The following is a 12579-nucleotide window of genomic DNA, read 5'->3' as shown; positions in this document are numbered from 1 at the left end:
CCCGGCTGGTACGGTCCGTACCGCTCAGGACGGGCGCCTTGCCAGTCCGATCGGCGCGGGTATCCGGTCGGCCGAGATCCGTTGCCGGAAAATCCAATACGACCAGGCTTGGTAGATGACCGTCAGCGGGGCCATGAACGCCGTCACCCACGTCATGACTTTCAGGGTGTAGTGAGTCGAGGAGGCGTTGTAGATGGTCAGGCTCCACTGCTTGTTCAGCGTCGAGGGCACCAAGTTCGGATACAGCGAGCCGAAGAGCAGGATCACCACGGCCGCGACCACCAGCGCGACGCAGGTGAACGCCCAGCCGTCGGACGCCCGGCGCCACACCAGCAGCACCGCCGCCAGTTGAGCCAGCACCGCCACGGCCAGCACCAGCCAGGTCCAGTCCTTGCCGTGCGCCAGTTGCGTCCAAAGTCCGAATGCCGCAATCAGTCCGGTGACCGGAAGCGATAGCCAGACGCCGAACCGGTACGCGTCCTCGCGGATGGCGCCGGAGGTCTTCAACGCGACGAATGTCGCTCCGTAGAACAAGAACAGTCCGGCGGTGGCCAAGCCGCCCAGCAGCGTGTAGGCGTTGAGCACGTCGGTGATCGAGAGGTGAATGTGGCCGTCGGCCCCGACCGGGAGTCCGCGCACCAGGATTGCGAACGCGACGCCCCACAAAACGGCCGGCAGCCACGACCCGGCCGCGATGGCGACGTCGGCCCAGCCGCGCCATTTGGTGTCATCGATCTTGCCGCGCCACTCGATCGCCACGGCGCGCACGATCATGCCGAAAAGGATCGCCAGCAGCGGCAGGTACAGCGTGGAGAACACGGTCGCGTACCAGGCGGGGAAGGCGGCGAACATCGCTGCGCCGCCGACGATCAGCCAGACCTCGTTGCCGTCCCACACCGGTCCGATGGTGTTGAGCGCCGCGCGGCGCACGGGTTCGGGTTCGCCGATGCCGACGCGGGCGAACGGCTCCATCAACATGCCCACGCCGAAGTCGAAGCCCTCGAGGATGAAGAAACCCAGGAACAGCACCCCGATGATGCCGAACCACACTTCCTGTAGTCCCACCGTCGCAACTCCTTTCGGCGTCGGGTAAGCCCTCGTCAGTACGCGAAGGACAGAGGTGCCACCTCGTCATCGCTGGGCGCTTGCGGGGGAGCGGGTTCTGCGTCGTGTTCCAGCGGCCCTTCGACGGTGTAGCGCTTGAGCAAGAAGAACCAGAGGACCGCGAGCACCGCGTAGATGAGGGTGAAGGTCACCAGGGAGGTGATGACCATGCCGGGCACGTGATGCGACACCCCTTCGCGCACGGTCATCCGAATCAATTGGTCCCCAGTGGGATTGGGCGCCACCACCCAGGGCTGGCGGCCCATCTCGGTGAACACCCACCCCGAGATGTTGGCCAAAAATGGCGTGGGGATGGTGAGCAGGGCGAACCAGGAGATCCAGCGGCTCTTGGGTGTTCGCCCGCCGCGGGTGACCCACAGCACGGTCAGGGCGAACAACACCGGGATCGCCAGGAATCCGATCATCGCCCGGAAGGACCAGTAGGTGACGAACAGGTTCGGCCGGTAGTCGTCGGGTCCGAAGCGCTGCTGGTATTCCTGCTGCAACTCGTCCACCCCGCGAAGCGTCACCCCGCTGAACTTGCCCTCGGCCAGGAATGGCAGCACATAATGCACCTTGATGACCTCGGCGACGCTGCCGCAGTTGTTGTGTGTTCCGATCGTCAGCACCGAGAAGTCGGGATCGGTCTGGGTGTGGCACAACGCCTCCGCCGACGCCATCTTCATCGGCTGCTGGACGAACATCAGCTTGCCCTGCCGGTCACCGGTGAAGAACAGGCCGACAGTGGCGAGCAATACCACCCCGCAGCCCAGGATGGCCGCGGGACGAAACATGGTGCGGGCATCGGTTTGCGCTTCCGGCGTGGCCGCCCCCTGCTTGCGTGAGCGCACCATCCACCATGCGCTGACCGCGGCGACGAAGGTGCCCGCAACCAGGAGCGCCCCGGTCACGGTATGTGAAAATGCCGCTTGCGCAGTGTTATTGGACAGCAGGGCAAAGATGTCGTCGAGCTCGGCGCGTCGCGTCGCGGGGTTGTAGTGCGCGCCGACCGGGTGCTGCATGAACGAGTTCGCCGCGATGATGAAGAACGCCGACGCGTTGACACCGAACGCGACGATCCAGATACAGGCCAGGTGTATCAGCTTCGGCAGCCGGCTCCAGCCGAAGATCCACAATCCGATGAACGTGGACTCGAAGAAGAAGGCGAACAACCCCTCCATCGCCAGTGGCGCACCGAAGATGTCGCCGACGAACTTCGAGTACTCCGACCAGTTCATCCCGAACTGAAATTCTTGGACGATCCCGGTCGCCACGCCGATGGCGAAGTTGATCAGGAACATCTTGCCGAAGAATTTGGTCAGTCGGTACCAGGCGGTGTTACCGGTGGCCACCCAGACCGTCTGCATGATGGCGATCAGCGGCGCCAAACCGATGGTGAGCGGCACGAAGATGAAGTGGTAGACGGTAGTGATACCGAACTGCCACCGCGAAATATCGACGACATTCATCTGTCATCTCCCGAGACTGCGGAGGGCCGATCAACGGCTACGACAGAGTGTAGTAGATGAGTCGGCGCCTCCGCTACCGGTGCCCTCGTCAGCCGGCGAGGGTTTTGGAGGCCTTGCGAATTCCGAACGACGAAATGATCTCGAACACGCCGATGACCACGAACCACGCGCCGACCACGATCGCCAGGGTGACGATGGACTGGAACGGCGACGCCAGCACGACGATGCCGGCGAGCAGGCTGATCACGCCGACGAAGATGTTCCAGCCTCGGCCCGGCAGGTGCGGGTCACTGACCGCCGAAATCGTTGTGGCGACACCGCGGAAGATGAACCCGATGCCAATCCAGATGGCCAGCAGCAGGATTGCGTATCCCTGACCGAAATGACGGAATGCCAGCAGCGCGAGGATCAACGACGCCGCGCCACTGATGAACAGCAGGATCCGGCTGCCCGCCGAGACGTGAAGCGAGAACGCGAAGACAACCTGCGCGATACCGGTGATCAACAGATAAACGCCGAACGCGACGGCGGCGACCAGGATGGAAATTCCCGGCCACGCCAGCACCAGGATACCGAGGACAAGAGACAGAATTCCCGACAGCAGAGCGGATTTCCACAGATGCGGCAGCAGGCTTGGAACGGGCTGGGTTCCAGGAGAGCCAGGGGAGATAGTCATGGCCGCAGTCTGGCACAAACGTGAGCCGTGGTACAGGGACTTTCGTCAGACGTGGACCGTGCGTGGATCTTCGGCACGCAGGTCGGTGGGTTCTTCGCCTGTCTTGCGGCCGATTAGATACCAGGTGCGCATAACGCCCTTGCCCTTGATCTCGATCCGGCCGCGCTCCTGCAGAACGAACTCGTGTTTGAGGCGTTCATACATCGCCTCGGGCACTTGAATTCGACCCACCGAATCGGTGGACTCCATCCGCGACGCCACGTTGACCGCATCGCCCCACACGTCGTAGAAGAAGCGGCGCGAACCCACGACGCCGGCGACGACGGGTCCGCAGGCCATGCCCATCCGCAACCAGACGGCCTGATCGTGCGGATCCTTCAGTGCCGCAGCAACATTGGCCATGTCGAGCGCGAAATCGGCGAGGGCGAAGGCGTGGTCCGGCCGCACGCGCGGGACCCCGCTGACCACCATGTAGGAGTCGCCGCTCACCTTGATCTTCTCCAGGCCGTGTCGGTCCACCAACTCGTCGAAGGCGCCGTACAGCCGATCCAGGAACCGCACCAGGTCGGCCGGCGCTGTGCTGCTGGCGCGTTCGGTGAACCCGACGATGTCGGCGAACAGGACGGAGGCCTCGTCGTATTTGTCGGCGATGACGTTGCGGTCGACGCTCTTGAGACGCTCGGCGATGCTGGCCGGCAACATGTTGGCCAGCAGTGCCTCCGACCGCTCGTACTCGGATTCCATCACCGCCTCGGCGCGCTGGGTATCGCGCAACGCGTACCACACCGTGATGAACACCATCACGCAGGCGGAGACGATGGTGACGACGAACATCATGGACTGCGCCCAGGGCGGCACCAGCCCGGTGTCGCGGGGAACGAGGAATTCCAGGGCGATGATCAGGCCGGCGGCGATCGCCGCCAGGATTGCGGCCAACACGATGTGATCAAGCCCCAGCACCAGCACCACCAGGCAGGCGCCCACCACCAAGAAGAACTGGGCGCCCGAGGCCGTGCCCGAGTCCCAGCAGGTGGCGAAGACCGTGACGTAGGCGGCGCCGATGAAGGTCAGCGGTGCAACCAGATCACCGAAGCGGTGCAGCCACGGCACACACGCGAAGATCACCGCCGAGACGACATTGAGGAGCAGCATCTGCCAGATCCAGGCGCCGGTGACCACCTGCAGCACCACGAAAGTGGTGCAGACCGCCACTGCCAGCCAGGCCGCGATTGAGAGCACTCGAAATTCGCGTGCGGCGCTGTCGGCGTAGTGCTGATTGCGGGCGCGTGACTGGGCCCGCGCCACGGCCACGCAGTCCGGGCGCTCCGAGGAGCCGTCGAGGCGTCTTGGTGGGGCGCCACACTTCTTGGCCGCCACGGGTGTAAGCCTAACCGCTGAGCAGCGAATTTTGTCGACTGCCGCATGAATATTGCCGTTTTCGCCTCCGCAAGTTTCCCGAGTCTGATAACAACTCTGTTATCGGGTTGTAATCGGGTTTGCGAATGGATCGTTTGGTTATTTAACACGTGTTCGGCAGGGCTGTTAGACACGTGTTCGCCTCGACTAAGGGGTGCCTGATGGCGGGTCTCAAGAGATTCGTTCTTGCGTCAATCCTTGCTCTCACCGCCGTGCTCATGGACGGCTGTAGTGCCGCCTGCAGCGAGCCGAGTTGGCTCCTCCGGGTCGCCGGCGACTCGATCGGCAACGACACCACGGGGCTGAATGTCTCTGCGTCAGACCAGGTCTGCATCACCCGATCATTCGGCGACTGAACCGGACGGTGGGCCTCGACGAGGGGTGAGGCCCACCCCAACGGTCCGGTCTGCACGGGGTCCCCAAGCATGCGTTCCGCGCGATCGAAGCCGTTGCTGGATGCATTTCGGCGCGTGGCCGTGCGGACGGAAAAGCAATATGAATTCATTGCGCTCTTGCTAAATGCAGTATTTGTTCATAATTGCGGGGAGTTTATTAAATGCGCACAATCCATACCGTTAGAAGGTATTCAGCCCAGGTAACAGACCGGCGGATTTGGTGAAACCCCGCGGAGGAGCTACTTCGGTACCGGAAAGCGGGTCGGTGGCTCGCCTCGGTGCGTCGATCTGAGCGCCGAGATGCCGGGCCGGGACGCCAGGAGTGGTCTCAACGTGACACCCAAGGCGGCAGCTAGATCGGGTGCGTCATCAGGGCGGCCGTTTGCCAACGTTCACGCGGTAGCTGTGGTGCCCTCGGTGAGATTCGAACTCACACTGGACGGGTTTTGAATCCGTTTCCTCTGCCAGTTGGGATACGAGGGCGCGCGGCCTCTTACCTTAGAGCAGCCTCCCACCATAGAGGATCGGGAGTGCTCAACTGCCTCACCCGCCCCCGAGGTCGCTGGTCTGAGGCGCTCACGACACAATATGCGTCATGACAGGCCCCACGACCGACACCGACGCCGCTGTGCCGCGCCGGGTCCTGATCGCTGAAGACGAAGCGCTCATCCGAATGGATCTCGCCGAGATGCTCCGAGAGGAGGGGTACGAGATCGTCGGGGAGGCCGGCGACGGACAGGAAGCCGTCGAATTGGCCGAACGCCATCAGCCGGATCTGGTGATCATGGACGTGAAGATGCCGCGCCGCGACGGCATCGACGCGGCCTCGGAGATTGCCAGCAAGCGCATCGCCCCGATCGTGGTGTTGACCGCCTTCAGCCAACGCGACCTGGTGGAGCGGGCGCGCGACGCCGGGGCAATGGCCTATCTGGTGAAGCCGTTCACCATCAGCGACCTCATCCCGGCCATCGAATTGGCCGTCAGCCGCTTCGGTGAGATCGCCGAGCTCGAACGCGAGGTGGCCTCGTTGTCCGACCGGCTGGAGACCCGCAAGCTCGTGGAGCGCGCGAAAGGGCTACTGCAGAGCGAACAGGGCATGACCGAGCCCGAGGCCTTCAAGTGGATTCAACGGGCCGCCATGGACCGCAGGACCACGATGAAGCGGGTGGCCGAGGTCGTCCTGGAGACCCTGGATCCGTCCAAAGACGCCTAGCTCTCGGTCACGGGCTCAAACGTCAACCGTCGAGTGTGAACCCATGGCGTCGGGTGTGCGCTGAGGGCGACGACGCGCCGACGGCAGCCGCCGTGGTTGCACACTGAAAGCCGTGGTTGCACAACACCAGTGGCCGTAGGCCCTAACGCGCGACGATCACCGACGAGCCGTGCCCGAACAACCCCTGGTTGGCGGTCACCCCGACGGTGGCGTTCTCCACCTGCCGGCCGGTGGCCTGGCCACGCAGCTGCCAGGTCAACTCGCAGACCTGGGCGATCGCCTGGGCGGGGATCGCCTCGCCGAAGCACGCCAGCCCACCCGACGGGTTGACCGGGACCCGGCCGCCGATGGTGGTGGCGCCGCTGCGCAGCAGCTCCTCGGCTTCGCCCTTGGCGCACAGCCCCAGGTGCTCGTACCAGTCGAGCTCCAGCGCGGTGGACAGGTCGTAGACCTCGGCCAGGCTCACGTCCTCGGGCCCGATGCCCGCCTCGGCGTAGGCGGCGTCGAGGATCTGATCCTTGAACACCCGCTCCGGTGCGGCCACGACGGCGGTGGAATCCGTTGCGATGTCCGGCAATTCGGGAAGGTGCTGCGGGTAGCGCGGCGTGACCGTGCTGACCGCGCGCACCGACGGCACGCCCTCGAGCGAACCGAGGTGCTTGCGGGCGAAGTCGGCGCCGGCCACGATCAGCGCCGCGGCGCCGTCGGAGGTGGCGCAGATGTCGAGCTGCCGCAGCGGGTCGGAGACCACCGGACTCGCCAGCACGTCCTCGACCGAGGATTCCTTGCGGTAGCGGGCATTCGGGTTCTGCAGGCCGTGCTGGGAGTTCTTCACCTTCACCGCGGCGAAGTCCTCGGACGTCGCGCCGTAGAGGTCCATCCGGCGCCGCGCCAGCAGCGCGAAGTACACGGGGTTCATCGCCCCGATGAGGTGGAAGCGCTGCCAGTCTGGGTCGTTCTTGCGCTCGCCGCCGACCGGGGCGAACGCGCCCTTCGGGGTGGTGTCGGCGCCGATGACCAGCGCGACGTCGCAGAAGCCGGCCAGGATGTGGGCGCGGGCGCTCTGCAGCGCCTGCGAACCGCTGGCGCAGGCCGCGTAGCTCGAGCTGACCGGCACGCCGTTCCAGCCCAGCTTTTGCGCGAACGTCGACCCCGCGATGAAGCCCGGGTAGCCGTTGCGGATGGTGTCGGCGCCGGCGACCAGCTGGATCTGCTGCCAGTCCAGCCCCGCCTCGGCCAGCGCGGCGCGCGCGGCGACCACGCCGTATTCGGTGAAGTCGCGGCCCCATTTGCCCCACGGGTGCATCCCGGCGCCCAGGATGTAGAGCGGTTCCGGAGCGCTCATGAGGCCACCTTCCATGCGTGCACGAGGCGTTCGACGCCGTCGGCGTCGGTGAACAAGGTCATGGTGGCCAGCTCCATCTCGATGCCGACCTTCAGGTCGGCGGCCAGCGTGCCCTCGACCACCTTGCCCAGCACGATGATGCCCTCGTTGGCCAGCTCCACCGCGGCGATGGCGAACGGCTCGAACGGGTCCGCCGCCGGGTAGGGCGCGGGTGGCGGGTACCGGTTCTCGGTGTAGCTCCACAGCGTTCCCCGGGTCGACAAAGCGACGGACTCCAGGGCGTCGCTGGCGCACGCCGGGTTGGGGCAGTTGTTCTCCCGCGGCGGGAAGACGTAGGTGCCGCACTCGGGGCACTTGCTGCCGATCAGATGGGGATTTCCGGCGTCATCGGTGGCGAACCACCCCTCGATCGCGGGTTCTTGACTGCTGACCTCTGGCACTGGGCCAGACTACCCAGCCCAAACTCAAAACTGAAACGTGTTGCAGTTCTCCTGGTGGCACGGTTGGGGCGCCTGGCTCGTCACACCGGGTGCTTAGAGTGAGAGCCGTGCCCGCCACGAAAACCACTACGAAGGCCAGCGAGGAAGAAACCACTCCGACGCTCATGCTGCTGGACGGCAACTCGCTGGCGTTTCGGGCGTTCTATGCGCTGCCCGCCGAAAACTTCAAAACCCGCGGCGGGCTGACCACCAATGCGGTCTACGGCTTCACCGCCATGCTGATCAACCTGCTGCGCGACGAAGCCCCGACCCACATCGCCGCGGCGTTCGACGTGTCGCGGCAGACCTTCCGCTCCGAGCGCTACCCGGAGTACAAGGCCAACCGGTCGGCGACGCCCGACGAGTTTCGCGGCCAGATCGACATCACCAAGGAAGTCCTCGCGGCATTGGGTATCACGGTGCTGGCCGAGGAGGGGTTCGAGGCCGACGACCTGATCGCGACGCTGGCCACGCAGGCCGAAAACGAGGGCTACCGGGTGCTGGTGGTCACCGGCGACCGCGACTCGTTGCAGTTGGTCAGCGACAACGTGACGGTGCTGTATCCCCGCAAGGGGGTCAGCGAGTTGACCCGCTTCACCCCGGACGCCGTCGTCGAGAAGTACGGGCTGACGCCCAGGCAGTATCCCGACTTCGCCGCCCTGCGCGGCGATCCCAGCGACAACCTGCCCGGCATTCCCGGCGTGGGGGAGAAGACCGCCTCCAAATGGATCGGTGAATACGGGTCGCTGCAGGCGCTGGTCGACAACGTCGATTCGGTGCGCGGCAAGGTGGGCGACGCGCTGCGCGAACATCTGGCCAGCGTCATCCGCAACCGCGAGCTGACCGATCTCGTGAAAGACGTGCCGCTGGCCCAGACTCCGGACACGTTGCGGCTGCAGCCGTGGAATCGCGACCAGATTCACCGGCTCTTCGACGACCTGGAGTTCCGGGTGTTGCGGGACCGGCTATTCGAAACCCTGGCCGCGGTGGAGCCCGAGGTCGACGAGGGCTTCGACGTGCGCGGCGGCGCGCTGGAAGCCGGCGAACTCGCCGTGTGGCTGGCCGAGCACAGCTCGGGGAAGCGGTTCGGCCTGGCCGTCGTCGGTACCCACCTGGCCTACGACGCCGACGCCACCGCGCTCGCCATCGTCTCCGCCGACGGTGAGGGCCGCTACATCGACACCGCCACGCTGGACCCCGAAGACGAAGCGGCGCTGGCGTCTTGGCTTGGCGACCCCGGTCCGCCCAAGGCGCTGCACGAGGCCAAGCTGGCGATGCACGACCTGGCCGGACGGGGCTGGACGCTGGCCGGCGTCACCTCCGACACCGCGCTGGCGGCCTACCTGGTGCGGCCCGGGCAGCGCAGCTTCTCCCTCGACGACCTCTCGCTGCGCTACCTGCGCCGCGAGCTGCGCGCGGAAAACCCTGAACAGCAACAACTTTCGCTGCTCGATGACAACGAGGGCACCGACGACCAGGCGGTGCAGACACTGATCCTGCGCGCCGTGGCGGTGCTCGACCTGGCCGACGCGCTCGACGAGGAGTTGGCGCGCATCAACTCCACATCGCTGCTGAGCGGCATGGAGCTGCCGGTGCAGGCGGTGCTGGCCGGGATGGAAAACGCCGGTATCGCAGTCGATTTGGACCTGCTCAACGAGCTGCAAAGCGATTTCGCCCATCAGATCCGCGACGCGGCCGAGGCGGCCTACGGGGTGATCGGCAAGCAGATCAACCTGGGCTCGCCAAAACAGTTGCAGACGGTGCTCTTCGACGAGCTGGAGATGCCGAAGACCAAGCGCACCAAGACCGGCTACACCACCGACGCGGATGCCCTGCAATCGCTTTTCGACAAGACCGGACATCCGTTCCTGCAGCATCTGCTGACCCACCGCGACGCCACCCGGCTCAAAGTCACCGTCGACGGGTTGCTGAACTCGGTGGCCTCGGACGGGCGCATCCACACCACCTTCAACCAAACCATCGCCGCCACGGGCAGATTGTCGTCGACCGAGCCGAACCTGCAGAACATTCCGATCCGCACCGAGGCGGGCCGGCGGATCCGCGATGCTTTCGTCGTCGGCGACGGCTACAGCGAGCTGATGACGGCCGACTACAGCCAGATCGAGATGCGGATCATGGCCCACCTGTCCAAGGACGCGGGCCTGATCGAGGCGTTCAACACCGGGGAGGACCTGCACTCGTTCGTCGCCTCGCGGGCATTCGGCGTGCCGATCGAAGAAGTCACCGCCGAGCTGCGCCGCCGGGTCAAGGCGATGTCCTACGGCCTGGCCTACGGATTGAGCGCCTACGGGCTGTCCGCGCAGCTGAAAATCTCCACCGAGGAAGCCAAAGACCAGATGGAGCAATACTTCGCGCGGTTCGGCGGGGTGCGCGACTACCTGATGGACGTCGTGGAGCAGGCCCGCAAGGACGGCTTCACGTCGACGGTCTTCGGCCGCCGTCGCTACCTGCCCGAACTCGACAGCAGCAACCGTCAGGTGCGCGAGGCCGCCGAGCGGGCGGCGCTCAACGCGCCGATTCAGGGCAGCGCGGCCGACATCATCAAGGTGGCGATGCTCGAGGTCGACAAGGCGATCAAGAGCGCCGGGCTGTCTTCTCGGATTTTGCTGCAGGTGCACGACGAGCTGCTGTTCGAGGTCGCCTCCGGCGAGCGAGAACAGCTGGAAGCAATGGTCCGCGACAAAATGGGCGGCGCCTACCCGCTCGACGTCCCGCTGGAGGTTTCGGTGGGCTACGGCCGCAGCTGGGACGCTGCGGCGCATTAGCGCGGCGGCCGGCGCGACGCGGCCCAGCGCGGCCTCCGGGCGCATATCCGCTGCTCAACCGGTCGTCGAGCCTGGTGTGATGGTGAAAAGTTCTCCGGGGATTCGGCGTGGCGTCACATTCGCGGCGGCCGTTCGACCAGATGGGACCGCGTTGAGTTTGGCCAGCATGTGCACAGTCGAGTAGCCTCGACAGGTAAATCCCAATTGTCCCTACGACCAAACCTGTCCGGAGCAACCCAACAACATGCCGAGTCCCGCCGTCACCTCGCCGCAAGTAGCCGTCAATGACATTGGCTCGAGCGAGGACTTTCTCGCCGCAATAGACAAAACGATCAAGTACTTCAACGATGGCGACATCGTCGAAGGCACGATCGTCAAAGTGGACCGGGACGAGGTGCTCCTCGATATCGGCTACAAGACCGAAGGGGTCATCCCCGCCCGCGAACTCTCCATCAAGCACGATGTCGACCCCAATGAGGTCGTTTCCGTCGGTGATGAGGTCGAAGCCCTGGTCCTCACCAAGGAGGACAAAGAGGGTCGCCTGATTCTCTCCAAGAAGCGCGCGCAGTACGAGCGCGCCTGGGGCACCATCGAGGCGCTCAAGGAGAAGGACGAGGCGGTCAAGGGCACCGTCATCGAGGTGGTCAAGGGTGGCCTGATCCTCGACATCGGGTTGCGCGGCTTCCTGCCCGCTTCGCTGGTCGAGATGCGCCGGGTGCGCGATCTGCAGCCGTACATCGGCAAGGAGATCGAGGCCAAGATCATCGAGCTGGACAAGAACCGCAACAACGTGGTGCTGAGCCGCCGCGCATGGCTGGAGCAGACCCAGTCCGAGGTGCGCAGCGAGTTCCTCAACCAGCTGCAGAAGGGCGCCATCCGCAAGGGTGTCGTCTCCTCCATCGTCAACTTCGGTGCGTTCGTCGACCTCGGCGGTGTGGACGGTCTGGTGCACGTCTCCGAGCTGTCCTGGAAGCACATCGACCACCCGTCCGAGGTTGTGCAGGTCGGCGACGAGGTCACCGTCGAGGTGCTCGACGTCGACATGGACCGCGAGCGGGTTTCGTTGTCGCTGAAGGCGACTCAGGAAGACCCGTGGCGCCACTTCGCCCGCACCCACGCCATCGGCCAGATCGTGCCCGGCAAGGTCACCAAGCTGGTTCCGTTCGGTGCGTTCGTGCGTGTCGAGGAGGGCATCGAAGGTCTGGTGCACATCTCCGAGCTGGCCGAGCGCCACGTCGAGGTCCCCGACCAGGTGGTCACCGTCGGCGACGACGCGATGGTCAAGGTCATCGACATCGACCTGGAGCGCCGCCGGATCTCGTTGTCGCTCAAGCAGGCCAACGAGGACTACACCGACGAGTTCGACCCGGCGAAGTACGGCATGGCCGACAGCTACGACGAGCAGGGCAACTACATCTTCCCCGAGGGCTTCGACTCCGAGACCAACGAATGGCTCGAGGGCTTCGAGAAGCAGCGCAACGAGTGGGAAGCCCGCTACGCCGAGGCCGAGCGCCGGCACAAGATGCACACGGCGCAGATGGAGAAGTTCGCCGCCGCCGAGGCTGCCGGGCACGCCGAGCAGTCGCCGGGCAACGGTGCTCCTCCGGAGAAGGCGGGCGGATCGCTGGCCAGCGACGCCCAATTGGCCGCTCTGCGGGAGAAACTCGCCGGCAACGCGTGACGCTGACGCTCTGCT

General features: G+C 65.3%; 9 protein-coding genes and 1 tRNA gene. 3 read left to right on the top strand and 7 right to left on the bottom strand.

The annotated features are described in order from the left end of the window. Positions 1-24 precede the first annotated feature (24 nt). The 5 genes from cydB to A5760_RS18765 all read right to left on the bottom strand — a co-directional run bounded on the left by cydB (position 25) and on the right by A5760_RS18765 (position 5543). Complete coding sequence (cydB, locus tag A5760_RS18790) at positions 25-1065, bottom strand: cytochrome d ubiquinol oxidase subunit II (RefSeq protein ID WP_064883484.1); 1041 nt, start codon at positions 1063-1065, stop codon at positions 25-27. 35 nt (positions 1066-1100) lie between these two features. Further along, complete coding sequence (locus tag A5760_RS18785; RefSeq protein ID WP_064883482.1) at positions 1101-2573, bottom strand: cytochrome ubiquinol oxidase subunit I; 1473 nt, start codon at positions 2571-2573, stop codon at positions 1101-1103. Between the two features lie 88 nt (positions 2574-2661). Then, positions 2662-3267, bottom strand: coding sequence for an HdeD family acid-resistance protein (locus A5760_RS18780; protein ID WP_419538259.1), 606 nt, complete (start codon positions 3265-3267; stop codon positions 2662-2664). 27 nt (positions 3268-3294) lie between these two features. After that, positions 3295-4626, bottom strand: coding sequence for an adenylate/guanylate cyclase domain-containing protein (locus tag A5760_RS18775; protein WP_064883480.1), 1332 nt, complete (start codon positions 4624-4626; stop codon positions 3295-3297). Positions 4627-5466: 840 nt separating this feature from the next. Further along, positions 5467-5543 (bottom strand) — tRNA-Leu (locus A5760_RS18765). A 112-nt stretch (positions 5544-5655) separates the two neighbouring features. Here A5760_RS18765 and A5760_RS18760 point away from each other — a divergent pair. Next, positions 5656-6273: an ANTAR domain-containing response regulator gene (locus A5760_RS18760; protein WP_064883477.1), complete on the top strand. Its 618-nt coding sequence runs from the start codon at positions 5656-5658 to the stop codon at positions 6271-6273. A 142-nt stretch (positions 6274-6415) separates the two neighbouring features. Here the strand turns inward: A5760_RS18760 and A5760_RS18755 are convergent, their stop codons facing one another. Together A5760_RS18755 and A5760_RS18750 are read right to left on the bottom strand one after the other, a co-directional pair. Then, the gene (locus A5760_RS18755) at positions 6416-7618 is read right to left on the bottom strand and encodes a lipid-transfer protein (protein WP_064883474.1); all 1203 of its coding nucleotides are present in this window, start codon (positions 7616-7618) and stop codon (positions 6416-6418) included. Beyond that, the gene (locus A5760_RS18750) at positions 7615-8058 is read right to left on the bottom strand and encodes a Zn-ribbon domain-containing OB-fold protein (RefSeq protein WP_064883471.1); all 444 of its coding nucleotides are present in this window, start codon (positions 8056-8058) and stop codon (positions 7615-7617) included. The genes A5760_RS18755 and A5760_RS18750 overlap by 4 nt, the downstream gene beginning before the upstream one ends. A gap of 164 nt (positions 8059-8222) precedes the next feature. On the opposite strand from A5760_RS18750, the gene polA reads away from it, so the two are divergent. Both polA and rpsA read left to right on the top strand, forming a co-directional pair. Beyond that, a complete protein-coding gene (gene polA, locus A5760_RS18745) occupies positions 8223-10883 on the top strand; it encodes a DNA polymerase I (RefSeq protein ID WP_196772135.1) in 2661 nt (886 codons plus the stop codon). Positions 10884-11127: 244 nt separating this feature from the next. Next, positions 11128-12564: a 30S ribosomal protein S1 gene (gene rpsA, locus A5760_RS18740; RefSeq protein WP_064883465.1), complete on the top strand. Its 1437-nt coding sequence runs from the start codon at positions 11128-11130 to the stop codon at positions 12562-12564. The last annotated feature ends 15 nt before the right edge of the window (positions 12565-12579 follow it).

This window comes from Mycobacterium colombiense (assembly GCF_001665835.1).
Lineage (GTDB): Bacteria > Actinomycetota > Actinomycetes > Mycobacteriales > Mycobacteriaceae > Mycobacterium > Mycobacterium colombiense_A.
Note: the sequence above shows the minus strand (reverse complement) of the source record. Positions and strands in the feature narration are given on the sequence as shown.